Here is a 20,597-nt window from a genome sequence, read left to right on the forward strand (position 1 = left end):
ATGTTAATGATGCAAAATGTAATGCCTAACCCCGGTTTCGGTACCTTTCGCCTGGAAGGCGATACGCTAAAGCAGAGCATTCATGCGGCGCTTGAAGCGGGGTATCGGCACATTGATACGGCACAGTTTTATGGTAATGAAGCGGAAGTGGGCGCAGCGATTCATGACAGTGATGTGCACCGCAGCGATATTTTCCTCACCACCAAGGTGTGGTTTGACAACCTGGAGCCTGCCACGCTTAAGACCAGCGTAGATGAAAGTCTTCAGAAATTGGATACAGGTTACGTTGATCTGCTGTTGATTCACTGGCCGTCGCCAAAAAATGAAGTGCCGATGGCAGATTATTTAACGGCGCTTAAAGAAGTCAAAGCAGAAGGTAAAGCGCGCCATATTGGTATTTCCAATTTCACCTGCGAACAGGTGGACGAAGCGATTAGTATTCTGGGCAAAGGTGAAATTCTGACCAACCAGATCGAAGTTCACCCTTTTCTTCAAAACCGTAAATTAGTTGATCACTGCGAGCAGCAAGGTATTCAGGTGACCGCCTTTATGCCATTGGCGGTGGGCAAAGTAATGGAAGATCCGACGCTTCAGAAAATTGCCGACACCCATGGCGTAACGCCTGCGCAAATTACCCTGGCCTGGATAAAACAGCGTAATATGATCACCATTCCTTCTTCCACGAAGGCACGTAATATTCAAAGCAATATTTCCGCTTTTGATTTAGTGCTAAGCGACAGCGAAATGGCAGATATTGCCATGTTGGATCGCCAAGAGCGTATCGCTAACCCCGACTTTGCGCCCGCGTGGGATGAGTAAACTGATTGAATAAGTAACTCGAAATAGGCAAAACGTGGAACGCTAAAAGTTAATAGCTGTCTTAACGGATGCCTGCTTTTGGCAGGCATCCTTAAATTAGCGGAGAACATAATGAAACAGCGCAAGAGTCAAGATAATGCGTTAAAAGCGCAGCTAAGAACGCCGATGTTTAAAATGCAGCAGCAAACCCCGAAAAAAGGCAAAGGTAGCTACTCCCGTAAGGTCCGTATTAATAAGCGGGGATATAACCAAGCCGCTTGAGCCAAGCGTTTTAGCTATATCTCTGCAACTTTCTAACGATAAAACGCCCCGCCCACTTCCTGTGGACGGGGCGTTGGCTATGCCAAGCTACTCCCGCAGTGTGGACATTTTTCGTATGTGTCACGGATTTCAGCCTGATGGCGCTGGTTTGGCTCCTCTACACCGTGAATAGATACTAACTGGCCCTGTTCCCAACGTAGGCCAATATCTTTTAATAAGTGCGCGTCATGCAGGCGCGGATTTTCATACAGTCGACGCTGGGTGTGATGACGCTTTAAGACGCTAAGTAGCTTACGGATAATGGTGGCGATTGCCATGGGGTCGGTCTCCTGGGTTAGGAGGCCGGGCAACATCGCGATCAGGGAGTATCAAAGGTAACGATAAAACACATGGCCGCGACACCTGCCGCGGCCAATTTTCTTACTCTATACCTGGCGCGCGACGACAATAAGCTGATACCGCATTATTCATAATGCGATGTAGCTTATTGATTCGTGTAACGCGGATTTGCCAGCGCATGAGAAGGTCTCGTTAATAAAAGAAAGCTGCCATTTAAAAAGCAGCTCTTATCTTTTAACCGATGTTTATTAGGGGCGTCAACTCTAGTTAGCCACTTGTTCTGCGTTGGTGGTTTGACAGGTATCCATCCGGTATCCCGATTGATACACGCTTCTTAGCCGCAGCCCGTGACGACCATCCAATTCCAGCTTACGACGTAAGCGGCTTACGTGCGTGTCCACCGTGCGTGTAGAAACATCACCTTTAATTCCCCATACCAGCTCCAATAAGTGAGCACGGGTGATAAGTTCACCTATTTTAGAGAAGAAAAGGGCGGCTAACCGATACTCACGTTCGGTTAAACCAACGGCATTGCCCGCCACACTGATGTAGTGTTCTTCAGTATGTAATTTAAACGACTCGGGGCATGTTGCCGCCGGATGAGGCGTTACATATCCTGACCGTCGTCCTAGCGCACTAACTCGGGCAATAAACTCTTTTGGACGCAGAGGCTTGGCGAGGAAATCGTCTGCGCCCAGCTCAAGTGCTTTGACAATCTCGTCCTCTCCTTGGCTGGCGGTAATAAACAGAATAGGCCCGCGCCAACCCTCATGCTGCCGTAAATGAGAGACAACATCCATGCCACAACTATCGGGAAGCCGCCAATCAATAATAAAAAAATCAAACGTTTGCTCCTTTGTAGCGCGCCGGAGCTCGCTTGAGCGAGCAAATAGCGATACCTGGTGCCCAGCAGTGGTAAGGCAGGCTTCAATAAAGGCTTGTTGGTCGAGATCGTCTTCAAGTACGCCAATATGCATGGTGATTTCCCGTATTATCGTTTTATAAGCATCACACCCGCGGGAGCGGCAAACTCGTACGTTAAGCTTAGTGGAAAAAGAATGCGTTGACACAAAGGTTCACAGTTAACCTTTAAACGGCCGATATATACTGACCGCACTTTTAAACATAAATACTGAGGTGCGTCATGATAGTGCGTTATGTTTGTATATTCGTGGCGACGAGCCTTGCCCTAATGTCGACTTGTGCTATCGCTCTTGAAGCGCCTGAAGGCCCGGTAATCTTGGTGGTCAGTGGTGAGGTAGGGCAGCCCAATGTGGGGAACGAAGCCCATTTTGATAGGGCAATGTTAGAGGCTTTGGATAAACACGAAACGATTACCCACACGCCTTGGTATGATGGCGTGGTGCGATTCTCTGGCCCTTTGGGTCGGGCCATATTGGAAGCCGCTGATGCTCAAGGCGAGAATATGCGTGTGGTAGCGCTTAATGATTACGCAGCAACAATACCTATTAGTGACTTTGAGAATCTCGACGTAATTCTGGCTATGCAGGCAGATGGCAGAGCACTGCGCGTTCGCGATCAGGGGCCGCTATTCGTTATTTATCCTTTCGACCAACGTCCTGAGCTCTTGAATGAAGAAATCCTTTCACGCTCAGTTTGGCAGGTAAAGCGTATTGAAATTAATGAATAGAGATGGGTAACTGATATGCTGGGAACGCTTAAATTCTATTTTACCCGCCGCACCAGGGTCGCTACATTTTCAGCGATCCTTTTTTTTCTTTCAGCACTAACCACCGGTGGTGTCATTTTCAACCGACAGCATGCGCTGGAAAATCGTCTGCTTGAAAACTTGTTATGGGCCGGATACCAGTATGACCGCGAAGTGCGTGAACTTCGTTTAATGTTACTCGAAACCCAAGCTGGTAACGCCACCACTGATGATGTGCTATTACGCTATGAAATCCTTTTTAGTAGGAAAATGCTTTTTTTTCAAGGGGATATTGGGACGGTCGTGAACGAACTCGAGCGTGTTGAGGGCGTTATTCGACAGACGGAAGTGTTAATTTTAGAGATGGAAACCCTCTTAGTGCCGCTCTGGGATAGCGGTGCTGAATTAAGTAGCGGATTGATTGCCATACTCTTGGATAAAACATCGAGCCTACAACAGCTCACAGGCACCATCTTGATAGAAACCAATGCCCATGTATCCCGAATGCGGAGCGAGGAACGCAAGGTATTGACACGTCTTTACGGATTAGTGCTGTTACTTATTACTTCGTTAATGTTTTCAGGCGGTATGTTGGTTCGTGCGTTGATCTTAGAAGGACGGTCAAGTATTCGCAAGGCGCAGGCATTAGAGGCCACGGGGTTAGAATTAAATGAGGCTGCCAAACAGGCAGAAAAAGCCAGCCTAGCGAAATCAGAGTTTATGGCTGTTATGAGTCATGAAATTCGTACGCCGTTGAATGGCGTCGTCGGTATGGCCGACTTGCTCAGCGAAGAGGTTAAAACACCTACAGCAGAGACGTATTTAGCGGCGTTGAAGCGCAGTGCCGAAAGTCTGCGCGCGGTGATTAACGATATTCTCGATTACACCAAGATTGAGTCAGGGCGGCTTGATTTAGACTGCCAACCATTTGATCTTCACCAATGTATTGACGAGCTATGTGAAAGTTACATGCTCAGAGAACCCAAGGTGAAGGTCGTCTTTAGTTACTCCATTGACCCATCATTGCCACGTTATGTCATTGGTGACATCGCACGGTTACGTCAGGTAATGATGAATTTAGTTAACAATGCGCTGAAGTTTACTGTCGAGGGCTTTGTGAAATGCCATGTAAAACCAATAGACGACGATAATGTACTTTTTGAGGTACATGATACGGGTTGTGGTATTAATGAAGCTGATCAAACGCAGTTATTTTCAGCGTTTTCTCAGGTCGATACCTCGATCGCACGACGCCACGAAGGCACCGGTCTAGGGCTTGCAATCTGCAAGCGGTTAGTAGAGGCAATGCAGGGTGAAATCGGCGTTAATAGTCAACAAGGTTTAGGTAGTCGTTTTTGGTTTAGGGTTCATCTGCCAAAAACTGAACCAGTCACCGTTTATCTAACGGGTAAGAACCATCTTGGTCTTGCTGAAAATCACCATATTTTAGTGGTTGAAGATAACCCGCTCAATCAAACGGTTGCTCAAGTAATGCTGGAGCGTCTTGGTCAACAGGTGACGATCGCAGAAAATGGGCAAGAAGCGCTCGATCGATTAGAAGTCGAGCATGCCAAGTTCGATTTAGTGCTAATGGATATGCAGATGCCCGTGCTGGATGGTACTGAAACGACTCAGCGCTGGCGGAGTTTTGAACATACTCATCATCTACCGCAGTTGCCTATCGTAGCGATGACGGCGAATGTTATGTCTGAGCACCGAGAAAGGTGTATCAGTAGCGGTATGGACGATATGATACATAAACCCTTTACTCGGGATGAGCTATATCAGGTCATATGTCGCTATCTAACAACTTCTAACGCTCAAGAGCATGTGGCTGCTGTCTCCGGTGCTGAGAACCTCACTCCTTCGCTAGATACAGATGGTTTGGAACCCATTCTTGATCAACGTATCTGTGCAGAATTAAAAGACACTTTTGAATCAGCCGCGTTAAATAATTTGCTGAGTACGTTTTTAACCCGGTTAAGCGAGCGAAATGCTCGCCTTTATGCTCATTGGCGGCTAGAAGAGCGCGAAGCTATATGTCGAGAGGCTCACTCGTTAAAAGGAGCTGCTTCCTCTTTAGGCTGTATTGCTATTGCAGAGCAAGCAAGTCAGTTAGAGGAAGCAGCTTTGAAAGTATCAATAGAGGAAATTGCCGCTTATATGGAGCGCTTATCAACACTGCAAACCACTACACAACAAGCGTTGCAGCGGGCTAGCATGCTTTATGCCTAAATTTTATTAGTTGGTTGTGAGCGCGCACATAACCAGGCATTGAGTGGTCCAGCAGTTAATGGGCGAGAAATATAGTACCCTTGCCCCACATGGCAACCCGCTTCAACAAGCTGAACGTACTGCGAAGCTGTTTCGATACCTTCGGCGACCACTGTAAGCCCAAGGCGTTTACCTAGATCAATAATCGATAACGTGATCGCAAGAGCATCTTTATCCTGATCCATCATTGAGACAAAACTACGATCAATTTTGACCTCGCTAAATGGTAATCGATAGAGCTGAGTCAAAGACGAGTAACCAGTACCAAAATCATCTAATGCCAGTTGGCATCCGTGTTGTTTTAATGCTTTAAGTACATGACTAGCATAACCGAGGCACTCAACCCCTACAGATTCAGTAAGCTCTAGCGTAATATTGGTGAGTGATGCACCATATTGCTGAGTGAGTTGCTCAAACTCTTTCACCACGCCTTCTGCTTGAATAAAGGCCACCGGTATATTGATTGCGACATTCAAGTTCCATCCCAGCGCCTGCCACATTGCTTGTTGCTTCAAAGCATGCTCAATTACCCACCAGGTTAGGGGAATCATTAGCCCGCTTTGCTCAGCAAGTGGAATAAAACTATCGGGATAAAGTATTCCACGCTCAGGGTTCTGCCAGCGTACCAACGCTTCTACCCCAATAACATGGCCTCGCTGAAGATCGATTTTAGGCTGATAGGCTAGGAATAGCTGATTATCAGAAATAGCATGTTCCAAATCATCTTTTGTAGGCGGTTTGGGGGCACTTTTTAATGGCTCAAGGAATGATGCTAAGTCGTTAAGAAGCTTTGTTTTAGGTAGAAATCCGAGCATGTGAAAACCCATTGCCTTCCCTGCTGAGAGAGCAATATCTGCCGCTTCCTGAGTGCAACTGCTAACAATCAAGATTGAAGCTTTTAACCTTAAATCATAGAGATAGTCCAAGATGTCAAGGCCTGTAAATTCGGCTAGGCCAAGATCTAGCAAAATTAGCTCTGCGTTGAGAAGTGTAGGCTGCCGTGCCAGCTCTCCTAGGCTGCCTGCTGTTTCGACGTCATAACCCTGTTGACTCAATAACATTTTACCCAGCAACTGTACATCTAGATCATCGTCAATAACTAAAGCATTTGAGAGCATAGAAATTCCTGTGACGGCGAATTATGTAAGGGAGTTTTTATAATTACTTGAAGACATAGCCAGATATTATTAGAAGAGGGTTAAGTTCCCCCAGGCTTAAGTAGGCCTGGGGAAAAATAAAGAACTTAGAATGCTTCCCACTCGGGTTGCTGGCGGCTCACTAATCGACGAGGTGCAACCGCGTTTGATGACAGGCTTCTAACTGTATTGGACGCCACTTGTCTAGGTGCTAATAGCTCGTTTTGTGTGTTACTAAGCTTGAAGGCACCTACCAGTTCACTTAGTCGATCTGCTTGGTCACTTAGTTCAGCAGCAGCAGCGCTGGATTCTTCAACCATTGAAGCATTGTGTTGCGTCATGCTGTCCAGCTCATTGACAGCATCATTGACTTGCCCAATCCCGACACTTTGCTCTTTCGCGCCTGCGCTAATTTCGGCAATTACATCCGCCACGCGTTCGATGCTCTTGACCATCTCCTGCATAGTCGCGCTAGTTTGCTTAACCTGATCGACGCCAGACTTAGTGCGACTCAATGACGTGCTGATTAGCGTAGCAATGCTTTTCGAAGCATCACTTGAACGGCTGGCTAATATGCGTACCTCTTGGGCGACCACTGCAAAGCCGCGGCCATGTTCACCAGCCCGGGCAGCCTCAACTGACGCATTGAGCGCCAATATATTGGTCTGAAAAGCAATACTGTCGATCAAACTAACAATATTACTTATTTCGGACGAAGACTCGTTAATGGTATCCATAGTGTGTTCAACGCTTTGCATCGACTGCAGTCCTTGCTGAGCGAGCTCCTTGGTTGAATGGGCGAGCTGGTCTGCTTGTTGGGCGGAGTCAGAAGCGTTGGTAACAACCGCTGCGATTTGTTCCATAGAGGCAGAGGTTTGCTGCAGGTTAGCGGCAGCTTGTTCTGTTCGGGCTGCAAGTTCTTGGCTGCCTTTGGCAATTTCAGTTGATGCATGTTGCAGGCTTACCGTACTACTGCTAACTGATTGGAGCGTATCGTCTATGCGCTTGATAAAAGCATTAAACTGTTGCGCTAGCTCACCAATTTCATCGCGACGTTGATTTTCAATACGTGCTGTTAAATCACCATCACCTTCAGTAATTTCTTTAATACGGCCCGAAATTTGACGAATAGCCCTGGACATCATTAATGGTCCAAGTAATGCAATAAGCGTGGCGATGATGAAAATTGTTAAAGCCACAATGATGGTGGTTGTTTGCTGTAATTTAATTCTATCTACAACGGCTGCTTCTGCTTGGTATGTCGCTGTTTCTATATTTGCTCCCGAAAAATCATACACTTCACGTAGAGTATTGAAGTGATCTAATGAAGAGCTTGTTAGCATGTTTAATGCTGATGCAGTTTCTCCATTTTGATGCAATTCAAAAACACGTTCTACCTCTTGTTTCCATTCAGCGTAAAGCGATTCAAAATTAGTTAAGTGAGAGGTTAGCGCTGGATAGTTTTGCATCAAATTAGCATACATGGTCATGCGGTCATATGCTTGCTGCGCATTCTCTTCAAACTCGGAGATTAATGCGGATGCTCGATCAGAGCTGGGGTTGGATAATAGGTACTCAATTTCTGCTATGCGAGCCTGATATAGATCGCGATCTCCATTGAGTGTCGCTGATGTGGCAGGTATGTAATTAGAGATAAAGTTATCTAGTCTACCTTTGACCATGTTAACCAATAACATATCCGTGGCGACGATAATTAGCATTGCTATTGCAATGCTAATGAATGCTATCGCATATTTAACTTTTATCTGATGAAGGCGGTTCATGCTTTCCTCTCCTGTAGTGAGAAATTATGAGCGCACATTACCTTTAAAGTATTAGCATCGTCGAAGGATTTATGAGTTTCGTCACCTTTGTTCACTTTTCATTTTAATTAAGATGCTAACGAATTATTTTTTCATTTTTAGGAAGGTTTTTTATTTTCATCATTTGTACCCCTGAGCCTGAAGCTTAAACAATTTTGCGTAACGACCATTTGCCTTCAGCAGTCCTTCATGGGTACCACGTTCAATAATATGCCCCTGATCTATTACCAAGATCAGGTCGGCGCTGCGCACTGTTGAGAAACGATGCGAGATCAAAATAGCCATCTTATCGCGGCTATGTTCGCGAAAGCGGGCGAAGACTTCTGCTTCAGCGGCAGCGTCCATTGCTGCTGTGGGTTCATCTAGCACTATGATATCGGCGTTTTTGCGCATATAAGCACGAGAAAGGGCAATCTTCTGCCACTGGCCACCGGAGAGCTCCTGGCCATTTTTAAACCAGCGACCAAGCTGGGTTTTGTAGCCGCTCGCCATGCGCGCAATAAAGTCATCCGCCATGCCGTGACGAGCGGCTTGCTGCCAGCGCTGCTCATCGTCGAAGGCATTAGTATCGCCAACACCCAGGTTTTCACCCACCTGTAGCTGATAGCGCACAAAATCCTGAAAGATCACCCCAGTGCGCTCACGTAGTGCCTGAGTGCTCCATTCGCGCAGGTCACTGCCGTCTAATAGAATCCGCCCTTGGGTAGGGTGATAGAGCCGCGTTAATAGTTTGATGAGTGTGGTCTTGCCTGAACCATTTTCGCCTACCAAGGCTAGGCTCTGCCCAGGGGAGAGGTGTAGCGAGATATTGTGCAGAACATCAGCGCCGCCAGGGTAGGAGAAGCTGACGTTCTCGAAGCGCAGCCCATCCCCAGGTAATATGCCTTCAGTAAGTGTGCCGCTCGCCGCCTCCACAGGTTGCTCCAAGTACTCATAAAGATTTGAGAGGTAGAGGTTGTCTTCGTACATGCCGCTAATCGCGGTGAGGCTAGCAGAAAGCGCGGCTTGGCCCTGTTTGAAGACCATTAAGTACATGGTCATTTGGCCAAGTGTCAGTGCCCCCGCAATGGTTTCAATGACCACCCAGCCGTAGGCGGCGTAAAAGGTTAAGGTGCCAAGCAAGCCGAGCAGAAACCCCCAGCTTTCCCGGCGTAACGTCAAACGACGATCTTCCGCAAACAGCTGGGTAAAGATATCGCGGTAGCGCTTGAGAAAGAGCCCTTCAAGCCCAAACAGCTTGACCTCTTTAATGCTGTCTTCCCGCGCGAGTAATGTCTCTAAATAAATCTGCATACGGGTTTGCGGCGAGCGCCAGCGAAAGAGTCGAAAAGCGTCACCAGAGAATTTGGCTTCCGAGATAAATACCGGTAAAGCGCCAACCACTAAAATCAGCAGTGCCCAAGGGGAAAACTGCACCAGCAGCACCCCAAAGCTGCCTAGCGATATAGCATTTTGCAGCAGCCCAAACGTTTTATTTACCAGTGCCAACGGGCGGGTAGAAGCTTCTCGCCGAGCCCGTGTAAGCTGATCGTAGAGCTCTGAATCCTCGAACTGGCTCAGTGACAGCGTGCCCGCTTTTTCCAGGATCATCACGTTTACTTTTTGCCCTAACAGCGCTCTTAACAGCGACTGCTGGGCCGAAAGACCGCGCTGGGCCAAAGCGATTAAACCAATGATCAGCGCTTCTATACCCACCAGCTTTAGTACGGGCGTGATGGAAGCCAGTAGGTTGGGATCAGAAGCCGTTTGGTGCGCATCCATCGCACTCACCACACCATCCACAATCAACTGGCCCACCCAGGCGGCCACCGCAGGCAGTACCCCTGCAACCAGCGTACACAGCGCTAATCCAAGCATCATCCAGCGAGAGGTTTCCCACACCAAGCCAAGCGCGCGACGGCTATAGCGAAACACGCCAAAAAAACCGCTTAGCGGCGAGGAGGAAGTGGTTTCAGAAGGGGGCATAAAAAGAAGGACGCTTACCGAGTAAAAAGGAGTGACATGATGAGGTGGTTAAACGTGGATAGCCAGCCCAACCGCCGGTTGCCTTCAACGGCAACGCGGCGGAGAGGTTTAGAAACGAAAGGGTTTACCAGGGCGGCAACTTATCAAAGAATCGATTTACCAAGGAAGTACTGCCCCATCGGTGCGCGGCTCGGTGCCGCCTTGCAGTACGCCGGTTTTAGGGTCGCGCAGTATGATTTGGCCACGCCCAAAGCTGATGGAATCGGCGACTTTGACGATGTCGTGGCCGCGGCGGGCCAGCGCCAGCGCTAAGTGGTTGGGAAAATCGGCTTCGACTTCGATGGTTTTGCCTTTGGTCCACTTCCAGCGCGGCATATCGAGCGCCGCCTGGGGGTTGAGTTGATCCTCAAGCATGGCCGTTACCACCTGCACATGGCCCTGTGGCTGCATATAGCCACCCATGACGCCAAAGGGCCCAACGGCTTGGTTATCTTTAGTAATAAAGCCAGGGATGATGGTGTGGTAGGTGCGTTTGCCGGGCGCCAAGGCATTTGGGTGCTGCGGGTCGAGGGAGAACGACCAGCCACGGTTCTGCAGGCTAATGCCAGTGCCGGGCACTACCATGCCCGAACCAAAGCCCTTAAAGTTGCTTTGAATCAGCGACACCATGTTGCCATCACTGTCAGCCGTTGCGAGATACACGGTGCCGCCTTTAATTGGGTTGCCATGTACCGGCTCGACCGCCTGTTCGCCAATCAGCGCTGCTCGCGACTTCAGATAGTCGTTGTCCAACATCTGATCAACAGTAGGGCGCATGGCGTCTAGATCGGTAACGTGTGCAAAACCATCGACGTAGGCCAGTTTGGTGGCTTCAATACGGCGGTGTAGCGTTTCAACTGGGTCGGAACCCGCTTCGCCTAAGTGCTCAAGCATACCCAGCGCTTGCAGCACAATCATGCCGCTGCCGTTGGGAGGGATTTCCCAAATATCATGGCCTTTATAGCGAACACTAATCGGGTCGACCCACTCCGGCTGGTAAGCAGCCAGATCTTCCTTGCGTAACAGGCCGCCATGTTCACGTGAAAAAGCGTCGATAGCATCAGCCAGTTCACCTTCGTAAAACGCTTTGGCGTGAGTATCAGCAATCGCTTTTAGGCTTTTAGCATGACCTTCAGAGCGCCACAGCTCACCAGCCTCAGGGGCTCGACCTTCAGGTGCAAACGTATCAAACCAAGGTTTGAAAGACGCCTCGCTATACGCTGAATAAGTATTGAAAGCCTCCTTCCACATTTGATGAATAATCGGGGAAACGGGAAAGCCTTCATCGGCCAGCGCAATGGCAGGTGCTAGCAGTTCAGCGAATGGCAGCTTACCGAATCGCTCAGACAGCGCTGCCCATGCAGCTGGGGCTCCGGGTACTGTCACCGGTAGCATGCCGTGGTTTGGCACTGCGTCATGGCCGAGTGCTTTCAGTGCTTCAATGGTCGCTGCTTGTGGAGCAGGGCCACTAGCATTAAGGCCATGCAGCTTGCCGTCGACCCACACAATAGCAAAGGCATCGCTGCCGATCCCATTAGAGGTTGGTTCGACCACCGTTAATGCGGCGGCGGCTGCAATGGCTGCATCAATCGCATTCCCCCCTTGCTGCAGTATGCTAATACCCACCTGCGCCGCTAATGGCTGTGAGGTGGCGACCATGCCACGTTTGCCGAAGGTGGCCATCCGGCGCGAGGCGCTGGGATAATAGAGTGCATTTTGTTGCATGCCAGAGTTCCTTTTGAACGGTGTTTTCAAATAACCGAGTGATGTCTTAAATATTTTCTTGCTGAGCGGCATTTTTTAATCGCTGAATTTTGCGATCCTGATAGAGCGAAAACAAAATCGAAGCGACGGCTAATGCCAGGAAAAGCGCGGAGAGTGGCCGAGTTAAAAACGTCAACCAACTTTCGTTAAGCTCAAGGGCACGGAATAGTTGTCGCTCAAGGTTGTCGCCCAGTACCACACCAAGGATCAGTGGCGTTAGGGGAACCTCCGCTTTCCACAGTAAGTAGCCGATGATGCCGAAGATAAACAGCACCCAAATATCAAACAGATTGTTATTCAGGGCATAAGCGCCAATGGCACAAAGCATCAACACAACGGGAACGAGAATTTGCTGGGGGATCAACGATATTTTGGCGAACCAGCGCACCAACAGCAGGTTGCAAAGCACCATGACTACCGCGCCGATCAGCAGGCTGGCATAAATAGCGCCCACCAATACGGGGTTTTGTTCGAACATCATTGGCCCTGGCGTAATGCCGTGCAGAATCAGTACCCCCATCATGATCGCCATGGGCAAATCGCCCGGTATGCCCAGTGCCAGCGTGGGCACGAAAGCACCGCCCGCTACAGCACTGTTAGAGGCTTCAGACGCGACAATACCGCTAGGTATACCCGTGCCAAATTTTTCCGGATGGCGGGAGAATTTTTTAGCTTGGTCGTAACTCAAAAAGTTGGCAACGGTGCCGCCGGTGCCAGGGAGAGCCCCCACTAAGCTACCAATCAGAGATGAGCGAAGGGTATTGAGCTTTTGCCCCGCCATATCTTTGAGTATTTGGCCGTAGGGGATCATTACATTGGTGTCGATTTTTTTGGCGTCGCTTTTCTCATCCTTTAGCTTTTCGATATTTCCAAGTAGCTGTGAGAAGGCAAAGATACCAATCATGACGGGCAGAATTTCGAACCCAGAACCCATCGCAGGTAGGCCAAAGTCAAAGCGCAGGTTGCTGTTGCGGTCATAGCCAACAGTGGTGATCAGAAGGCCTAGCGCCGCGGCCATCAAGCCTTTTAGCAGGGCGCCACTAGAAAGTCCTGCTACCAGCGTCAGGGCGAAAACGATTAATGCGGTGATTTCCCAGGGGCGGAAATTCATGCTGAAACTGGCAATCAACGGGCCGAAAAACACTAGTACGGCCACGCTGATCAGCGTACCTAGAAACGACGATACGACGCCAATGCCCAAGGCGCGGCCAGGTTCGCCTTTCTGTGCCATTGGGTAGCCATCATAAACGGTGGTAATCGAGGAGGGGGTGCCGGGTATCCCTAGCATGACGCCAGACACAATACCGCCAGAGTACCCACCGACAAACACACCGACCATCAGCGAGACACCGCTTACCGGGTCCATGGCGAACGTGAAAGGGAAGACCACCAAGATGGCCATGGTGACGGTAAAGCCCGGGATACTACCGCCCACAATCCCAAACAGTACACCGATGACGATCAAGCCCAGAACCGATGGCGTGCCGACCTCAGCGAGCGCTTGGAGGAAAAAGTTGGTCATTATTTACTCCAGGTTAAGGCAGCCAAACATTCAGGCCATAGCGGAAAACGACAAATATCACGATAGCTAAAGTGCAGCTAAGGGTGAGATTAATCATCCATTTACGTCGCGTGTTGATGCCCATCAGTAGTGCAAGCGAAGTGACTAAAAAGCCTATGGTGGCTACGATATACCCCACCACTGGAAGTAACGCGGCATAAAGCCCAAATAGTAGAAACAGAGCGAGTATGGTGCGTCGGCTTTGAAACCACTCAGTAATAAGCTGTTTTGCGCCAGGCCGTTCAGGCACTTTTACCAATAAGGAACGCACCAAAATCAGCAGCGATAACAATCCAATCACGACTAACAAAATGCGGGGGAAAAGCGCTGACCCATAAGGTTGCCAACTGGTCGGCGGACGAATATCACCCGACTCCATCCACATGACAGCCACAATTAAGAGCAGCGCCAGCGCCAAGGCGCGGTCTTTAGTTAGCGTTAGCATATAAGCTCTCCGTAGCAGTCCTCTCGCTAGGTGATATAACCAGCGCTAGCGAGAGGGATGCCTCAACTGTCGAAATCAATATCATTGGCTGCTTCTGCTAGCCGTTCCTCATTCTCAACCAGGAACTCTCGATAATCTTCACCAGCGAGGAAGCGTGGAACCGAGCCGAATTCATTCTCTATGCGAGCAATAAGGTCTTCGTTCTGAAGCGCCTTTTCATAAGCATCAGCGATAATATCGATACGCTCCTGTGGGGTTCCTTCCGGCGCAAATAAGCCACGGCTGGTGGCGTTCACCATATCAATGCCCAATTCATTAAGTGTTGGAACGTCGTCTAAGCCATTTAAGCGCTCAGAGTGTGCAACACCGAGAGGGCGAAGGGTTTCGTTTGCGTAGAAGGAAGCACCCGATGGGATATTAGTGATCGTGAAGTCGATCTCTTCAGCCATCAGAGCAGAAACCTGCTCACCCGTATCCGCATAGCCAATTAAGCGAACATCATTGATGTCTATATCAATCGCTTCAAAGAGCTGCGCCCAGAAAAAATGATCCGTGGAGGTAGGAATCATGCTGAATCGAACGTCACCCGGATTCTCACGAATGTAGTCCGCCATGCCGCCAGCGTCCTCGACGGGGTGGCCTGGGTAAGTGGTGGGGATATTGACGGTTTGGGTCAGTAAGGCGACGGGTTCAAAGGCATCATAGGAGTAATCGACCATGCCCGCTAATTTGGAAAGCGCAATGGTGTCGTGGCTACCCAGTATGGTGTAACCATCTGGATCGGCATCTTTCACATTACGCGAGCCTAAGGTTGCACCTGCTCCCGCCATATTGACGGGAACAATGGATACCCCCAGATGCTTTTCGGCTTCCTGGGAAACCAAGCGGAAAATGATATCAGTGGCCCCACCGGGGCCGTAGGGAATGACCATCCGGATATCTTGGGTTGGGAATTCATCCGCCTGGATACTGGCAGTGAAACCACCTAATGTTAACGCGGCTATAGATGTCGCTAAAAACGTTGATTTCAGAGGAGTAATCATGTCTTTGCTCGCTTATGTAGTGATGCAAAATGGTATGAATCAGTTCTGGAAATCGATGTTTTCGGCAGCAGCGCTTAGCGCAGCTTCGTTTTCATCCAGGAACGCTTGATACTCATCGCCTGCCAGGAAGCGCACGACAGAGCCAAATTCATTCTCAATACGACTCTGCACTTCTTCATTTTCCAATGCTTCGCCGTAAGCTTCGGCGATGGTGTCGATCACTTCCTGAGGTGTGCCTTTAGGAGCGAAAATGCCGCGACTGGTGGAGTGATCCATCTCGATGCCTTGCTCGCGCAGAGTGGCAACGTCGGGCATGCTTTCGAGACGTTCTGGATGAGCGATGCCGAGGGCGCGGAAGGTGCCATCTTCAAAAAACGCACCGCCGGATGGCAGGTTGAACATAGCGAAATCAACTTCTTCCGCCATTAGGGCCGATACCTGCTCACCGGTATCTGGATAACCGACTAAGCGTACATCGGCCGTATCGATGCCCGCTTCCTGGAAGAATTGTGCCCAGAAGAAGTGGTCAGTGGAGCTAGGGATCATGCTGAATCGCACTTGACCTGGGTTTTCGCTCACATAGTCAGCAATTTCGTCAGCGCTCTGCACAGGATGATTGGCATGCGCGGTTGGAATATTGATGGTTTGGGTGAGTAGCGCGATGGGCTCGAAGGCATCAAACGAGTAATCGACAGTGCCTGCTAGCTTGGAAAGCGCAATGGTGTCGTGGCTGCCAAGCAGGGTGTAGCCATCGGGATCAGCATCTTTCACGTTGCGTGATCCCAAGGTCGCCCCAGCGCCGGCCATATTGACGGGCACGATGGATTCGCCAAGGTTTTTTTCAGCCTCTTGGGAAATTAGCCGAAAAAGAATGTCGGTTGCGCCGCCCGGGCCGTAAGGAATGATCAAGCGGATATCCTGCTCAGGATAGTCAGCTTGAGCGGCGGTCGACATCGCCATGCCAGACGCAAGTCCGATAGCAGCGAGGGTAGTGCTTAAAGTGCGAGTGCTTAGAGTAAATTTTGAACGCGTCATTCTTCTACACCTTTATAGTTTAGGGGTGGTGTTGTGGGATGCCGCCAATACTGCAGCGGTGTGGTGAGCGCGTGGTCCCGTTATCGGGTTCTTGTTGTCCAGCACAATCGCCTTTTATTGCGATCGTGTGTCAGTGAGTGTTAGCCGAGAAACAGTCCTCCATAAATCAGAGCGCCCATGACGACAAACGCGGGGTGCGTTTTGAAGCGAATCAATGCGATAGCCGCGACTACGCCAATAATCACGGTATGGAGCGCGCCGCTAGTGTTAAGGCTTTCGAGTAGAAAGCCGAGGGTTAGCCAAGCCATCATCATGGCGATAACCGGGCGAACCCATTGGCTCATGCGCTTAACCCGGGGGGAGTCGCGATGTCGATACAGCAGCCCAAGTGCGCCAAGCATCAAGAGTAAGGTCGGGATGACGGTGGCAGCCACCGCAATAAAGGCACCGCCAATGCCTGCCACTTCATAGCCAACATAGCCCGCCATTTTGGTAGCGATTGGGCTAGGCAGCGCATTACCCAAGGCTAAGGTTTCAGCAAACGTCTGCGCGGTCATCCAGCCATAACGACCAACAACTTCGGCTTCAATCAGTGGAATAATGGCCGGGCCGCCCCCATAACCGATAATGTTCGGGATAAAAAAGGCTAAGAAGAGATCCCAGTAGATCATGCCGTCCCCTCCGCTTTTTTAGTGCCCGACGGCTTAGAACCAGAGGGGCGCAGTAGAGCAGCAACAAGTATGGCGCCAATGACCCAGCCGGGATGAATGCCAAGCCAGTAGATAAGCCCGGCAGCAATAATGGCCATTACGACGCTTGCCAGCCAGCCAAGCGCAGCCTTTGATTTATCGAAAAAGTCCCAGGTGAGTTGTGCCATCATCACCATCACCACCGGCACTACTGCTTGGCCCATACCGCGAATCCATGCCACATCGCGATATCGGCTAAAAATGCCTAACATGACAATCATTGCCACAATCATTGGCAAGATAATGGCAATCACGGCAGCAATACAGCCGGTCACACCGCCCACGCGATAGCCAATGTAGCCTGGCATTTTGGTGGCAATAGGGCCGGGTAAGGTATTGCCGATCGCCAGCACGTCGGCAAACTCTTCATCGGTCAGCCAATGATGGCGAGTGACAACTTCGGCGCGCACCAGAGGAATCATGGCCGGGCCGCCACCGAAGCCAAAAATGCCGACGCGGAAAAAAGCCCAGAACAGCTGCCAGGAGACGCCGCGTGTTTTCATGAATGCGTATCCCACAAAGCTAATGACGAGATCAGAAGCATACCTAAACCTTATTTATCGTTTGTAGGTTAAAAAATCGATTATCTTGTCTAAAATAGAATATAGGTAGTGCCCGATCCGACGTCAACAGTGAAAAATTGAATGGACAGCGGAAGCTGAGATAAATAAAGGACATCTTTATGAATAATTTTTTACCTAATACAGCAACGCCAGTAGGTACTGCATCAAGCCGCGTATTTGATAATTTACGTAAGGATCTCGTCGGCGGGCGCTTTGTGGCGGGTGAAAAACTCGCTATCAATGCGCTTAAAGAGCGTTACCAAGTAGGCTTGAGCCCATTGCGAGAAGCGCTCAATAAATTGGCGGCCTATGGTTTGTTAATCCAAGAAAATCAGCGCGGTTTTCGAGTGCCGAAGCTGTCGCGGGAAGAGCTTGATGATATTGCCCACATGCGCTTGGAGATGGAGGGGATGGCGTTAGAGCGGGCAATTGCTAACGGTGATTCGCTATGGGAAGCCGATTTATTAGCCGCTGCTCACCGCCTGAAACGAGCCGACATCACGCTGGATAAAGGCGAGGAGTGGGAGCATCTACATACTCAGTTTCACCGCACTTTAGTCGCTCCCTGTGGTTCAGTCTGGTTGTTACGTTTTATTGAACAGTTGCATGATCAGTTTGATCGCTATCGCCGCTTGGGGCCGAAAATGCCAACGATTCGTCAAGAGCTAGACGAGCAGCACCACCAACTGGTGGAGCTGGCGCTGAAGCGGGAAGCTAAAGCGGCGCGCGAATTAATGGATGATCATATTCATAAATCCTATGAAGTTGCCCTGAAACGCTATCAAGAGCACGTATAGTTGCTAATGAACAGTTGGTAAACTCCCCCGCACAAAGCGTCGGCCATCGCCGACCTAACGATAATCGTGAGGGTGCTATGCACACAGATAACCAACACGCAGATTACCAAGTAGCTGCGCAAACGCTGAACTGGGTGCGCACCTTCATTGTGGCGCATGATATTTGCCCGTTTGCACAGCGGGAGCTGGAGCGTGAATCGATTCGCGTGGAAGTAGTGCGCTCTAAAAAAATCGAAGTAGCGCTCGAGGAACTGATGGTGGAAGTGCAGTGGTTAGATGAGCACCCCGAAACAGAAACCACGCTGCTGGTGTTTCCGACGCTGTTTAAAAGCTTTGATCACTACTTAGATTTTGTCGAGCTTGCAGAAAGTATCTTGGTCGATCAGGGCTATGAAGGTGTTTATCAGTTAGCCACTTTTCACCCAGATTACTGCTTTGAAGACGCTGAGCCCGATGATGCTTCAAACTATACCAACCGCTCCCCCTACGCCATGGTGCATCTGTTACGCGAAGAGAGTGTCGAAAAAGCGATCGCGTTTTACGGCGACACTGACGCTATTCCCGAGCGTAATATTGCCAAGTTAACCGCAATGGGTAGCGATGCCGCTGAGCAACAGCTTCAGCGTTGTTTTGATTAGAACGAATGAATCACGAGTTGATGTTTGCCTTTCGCTTTAGCCGCATACAGGGCATCGTCAGCGAGTTGCAACACGGTGTTGATATGATGCCCGTGGTGAGGCCACCATGCGGCCCCTAAACTGCTTCCAACGCATGCCTGCTCGTTGTCAGGAAGTAAAACGGGTTGATCGATGGAGCTCAGTAAGCGTCTGCTAATTTCATGGGTGAGCATTTCCAAATGCTCTTCCTTGGTTTTAAGCACCATAACGAACTCATCACCGCCCAATCGGGCGACTACATCGCCGCTGCGTAACGCACTTTTTAATCGCTGGGTGATTTCAATCAATAGTAGGTCGCCCGCGTGATGGCCTAATTCATCGTTGACCTGCTTAAAACCATCTAAATCAATACAAATGACGGCCATGCTTTGTTGGTTTCTTTCCGCCTCTGGTATCGCAAGCTGTAGGTACTGATTCAAAAACGCACGATTGGGCAGGCCCGTTAACGGGTCGGTGTTGGCTAAATCTTCTAAGCGGTTGATAGTCCTGTGTTGATCTAACAACCGGGTGACCATATTGCGCATAGAGGTTGAAAGGTCTTTAAGTTCAGGAACCACTTTCCAGTGGAATGCTATCGGCGTGTTCGCCATCCTGTATTTTGTCGGCGGCTTTCGCTAAGCGGGTGAGCGGGGCGACAAGGCGCGATGCAGTGACCCACCCAATGATCGCAAATAGCAACGCTAATAAGACCCCCATACCCATAATGGCGGCTTGCAGTTGTTCGATGGGCGCAAGGGCGGAGGCTATTGGTTTACGGCTCACCGCTATCCAGCCCAATCCAGGAAAGTCTTCAAACCCGCTGCTGCGCGCGTAGCCTGTCATGAAACGCTCCCCATTGGGCCACGTTTCAATGGCCCATTGGGGTGATGTGTTGGAGGGGGCAGGTATATTTTTCAGGCTGTCTAATGACTCGCCAATAAGCGCCGCAGGCCCTAGCAGCACCGTGCCGTTAGCAGATAGTAACAGCATCTCAGTATTATGCCGCTGGTTGGTAGGCGCTAGCATGGATTGCTGAATGTACTCCGCCCACTGCCAACTTAAATGGACTGCCAACACTCCCTGTAGCTGCTCGTTAGAGTCATATACAGGGGTGGCAATATCAACAAACTGAAGAGCCTCACCGCTGGGGTTGGGCAGCAATTGGGCTAGCATCACTGCCTCATGAACATCACCTACCCACATCGCCTCCCGGCCCTCAATAAATACCGGGCGTTGTGCGATTGAAACCCCTTCTAAAATCCCACCCGTTGCAGCTAGAACAGTCCCTTCTGAATCGGTAAAACCAATCCACGACACAACGTTATGGTTGCTCTGTAGTAGCTCCAACTGTTCACGCAGTAAGCTGGTGCCAGCATCGTTTGTAAAAGCTTGAATACCCAGCAGTAGCTTAACTTCCTTAATCCGCGCATCCATGCTGCGGTCCAGTTTATCCACCATTTGGTAGGCTGCTTCAGACGCCGCAGTGCCAATAGCGGCTTCCATTTGCTGCGCCGATTCCCGGGATGCCACCCAGCCAAGCAGTAACGTCGTGGCAAATACCAATGTGGCAATTAGAGCGATAAAACGTGAACGCAGTGAGAAACGTGAGTAAAACGGGGGATGAACGGACATAATTTGCCATCACTAGAAAGAGGCGCT

20 protein-coding genes are annotated in these 20,597 nt (G+C 49.8%); 6 read left to right on the top strand and 14 right to left on the bottom strand.

Going from position 1 to position 20,597, the window contains the following annotated elements:
• Positions 1–819 carry a 2,5-didehydrogluconate reductase DkgB gene (gene dkgB, locus MLE19_RS10525; protein WP_240718138.1) on the top strand — a complete coding sequence of 273 codons (819 nt, stop codon included), beginning with the start codon at positions 1–3 and terminating at the stop codon, positions 817–819.
• A gap of 111 nt (positions 820–930) precedes the next feature.
• Positions 931–1,080 (top strand): alternative ribosome rescue factor ArfA, encoded by a 150-nt coding sequence (gene arfA, locus MLE19_RS10530; protein WP_240718139.1) that lies wholly within the window; start codon positions 931–933, stop codon positions 1,078–1,080.
• Between the two features lie 77 nt (positions 1,081–1,157).
• Here the strand turns inward: arfA and MLE19_RS10535 are convergent, their stop codons facing one another.
• Positions 1,158–1,397, bottom strand: a complete 240-nt coding sequence (locus MLE19_RS10535; protein WP_240718140.1) for a hypothetical protein — start codon at positions 1,395–1,397, stop codon at positions 1,158–1,160.
• A 285-nt stretch (positions 1,398–1,682) separates the two neighbouring features.
• Positions 1,683–2,396 (bottom strand): response regulator transcription factor, encoded by a 714-nt coding sequence (locus MLE19_RS10540; protein WP_240718141.1) that lies wholly within the window; start codon positions 2,394–2,396, stop codon positions 1,683–1,685.
• Positions 2,397–2,611: 215 nt separating this feature from the next.
• Between MLE19_RS10540 and MLE19_RS10545 the strand changes: the two genes are divergently transcribed.
• Both MLE19_RS10545 and MLE19_RS10550 read left to right on the top strand, forming a co-directional pair.
• Positions 2,612–3,070, top strand: coding sequence for an oxidoreductase (locus MLE19_RS10545; protein ID WP_240718142.1), 459 nt, complete (start codon positions 2,612–2,614; stop codon positions 3,068–3,070).
• A 15-nt stretch (positions 3,071–3,085) separates the two neighbouring features.
• Positions 3,086–5,323, top strand: coding sequence for an ATP-binding protein (locus MLE19_RS10550; RefSeq protein ID WP_240718143.1), 2,238 nt, complete (start codon positions 3,086–3,088; stop codon positions 5,321–5,323).
• Here MLE19_RS10550 and MLE19_RS10555 read toward each other — a convergent pair.
• From MLE19_RS10555 to MLE19_RS10600, 10 genes are all read right to left on the bottom strand, one after another.
• Complete coding sequence (locus tag MLE19_RS10555) at positions 5,320–6,480, bottom strand: EAL domain-containing response regulator (RefSeq protein WP_240718144.1); 1,161 nt, start codon at positions 6,478–6,480, stop codon at positions 5,320–5,322. The genes MLE19_RS10550 and MLE19_RS10555 overlap by 4 nt on opposite strands.
• 125 nt (positions 6,481–6,605) lie before the next feature.
• Positions 6,606–8,282, bottom strand: coding sequence for a methyl-accepting chemotaxis protein (locus MLE19_RS10560; protein ID WP_240718145.1), 1,677 nt, complete (start codon positions 8,280–8,282; stop codon positions 6,606–6,608).
• Between the two features lie 159 nt (positions 8,283–8,441).
• A complete protein-coding gene (locus MLE19_RS10565) occupies positions 8,442–10,286 on the bottom strand; it encodes an ABC transporter ATP-binding protein (RefSeq protein WP_240718146.1) in 1,845 nt (614 codons plus the stop codon).
• A 156-nt stretch (positions 10,287–10,442) separates the two neighbouring features.
• A complete protein-coding gene (locus MLE19_RS10570; RefSeq protein ID WP_240718147.1) occupies positions 10,443–12,050 on the bottom strand; it encodes a gamma-glutamyltransferase family protein in 1,608 nt (535 codons plus the stop codon).
• A gap of 46 nt (positions 12,051–12,096) precedes the next feature.
• Positions 12,097–13,611, bottom strand: coding sequence for a tripartite tricarboxylate transporter permease (locus tag MLE19_RS10575; RefSeq protein WP_240718148.1), 1,515 nt, complete (start codon positions 13,609–13,611; stop codon positions 12,097–12,099).
• A 13-nt stretch (positions 13,612–13,624) separates the two neighbouring features.
• Complete coding sequence (locus tag MLE19_RS10580; protein ID WP_240718149.1) at positions 13,625–14,095, bottom strand: tripartite tricarboxylate transporter TctB family protein; 471 nt, start codon at positions 14,093–14,095, stop codon at positions 13,625–13,627.
• Positions 14,096–14,157: 62 nt separating this feature from the next.
• Positions 14,158–15,138, bottom strand: a complete 981-nt coding sequence (locus MLE19_RS10585) for a Bug family tripartite tricarboxylate transporter substrate binding protein (protein ID WP_240718150.1) — start codon at positions 15,136–15,138, stop codon at positions 14,158–14,160.
• A gap of 39 nt (positions 15,139–15,177) precedes the next feature.
• Positions 15,178–16,173 carry a Bug family tripartite tricarboxylate transporter substrate binding protein gene (locus tag MLE19_RS10590; protein ID WP_240718151.1) on the bottom strand — a complete coding sequence of 332 codons (996 nt, stop codon included), beginning with the start codon at positions 16,171–16,173 and terminating at the stop codon, positions 15,178–15,180.
• 140 nt (positions 16,174–16,313) lie between these two features.
• Complete coding sequence (locus MLE19_RS10595) at positions 16,314–16,844, bottom strand: chromate transporter (RefSeq protein ID WP_240718152.1); 531 nt, start codon at positions 16,842–16,844, stop codon at positions 16,314–16,316.
• Positions 16,841–17,425, bottom strand: coding sequence for a chromate transporter (locus tag MLE19_RS10600; protein WP_240718153.1), 585 nt, complete (start codon positions 17,423–17,425; stop codon positions 16,841–16,843). The genes MLE19_RS10595 and MLE19_RS10600 overlap by 4 nt, the downstream gene beginning before the upstream one ends.
• Before the next feature lie 179 nt (positions 17,426–17,604).
• Here MLE19_RS10600 and MLE19_RS10605 point away from each other — a divergent pair, with 179 nt between their 5' ends.
• Positions 17,605–18,282: a GntR family transcriptional regulator gene (locus MLE19_RS10605; RefSeq protein WP_240718154.1), complete on the top strand. Its 678-nt coding sequence runs from the start codon at positions 17,605–17,607 to the stop codon at positions 18,280–18,282.
• A gap of 77 nt (positions 18,283–18,359) precedes the next feature.
• Positions 18,360–18,920: a DUF1415 domain-containing protein gene (locus MLE19_RS10610; RefSeq protein ID WP_240718155.1), complete on the top strand. Its 561-nt coding sequence runs from the start codon at positions 18,360–18,362 to the stop codon at positions 18,918–18,920.
• Here the strand turns inward: MLE19_RS10610 and MLE19_RS10615 are convergent.
• Together MLE19_RS10615 and MLE19_RS10620 are read right to left on the bottom strand one after the other, a co-directional pair.
• On the bottom strand, positions 18,917–19,483 hold the full coding sequence (locus MLE19_RS10615) for a GGDEF domain-containing protein (RefSeq protein WP_240718156.1): 567 nt from the start codon (positions 19,481–19,483) through the stop codon (positions 18,917–18,919). The two genes, MLE19_RS10610 and MLE19_RS10615, sit on opposite strands and share 4 nt — an antisense overlap.
• A gap of 22 nt (positions 19,484–19,505) precedes the next feature.
• A complete protein-coding gene (locus MLE19_RS10620) occupies positions 19,506–20,570 on the bottom strand; it encodes a cache domain-containing protein (RefSeq protein WP_240718157.1) in 1,065 nt (354 codons plus the stop codon).
• Positions 20,571–20,597: the final 27 nt, after the last annotated feature.

The sequence above is a fragment of the Vreelandella neptunia genome (genome assembly GCF_022489065.1).
GTDB classification, from domain to species: Bacteria; Pseudomonadota; Gammaproteobacteria; order Pseudomonadales; family Halomonadaceae; genus Vreelandella; species Vreelandella neptunia_A.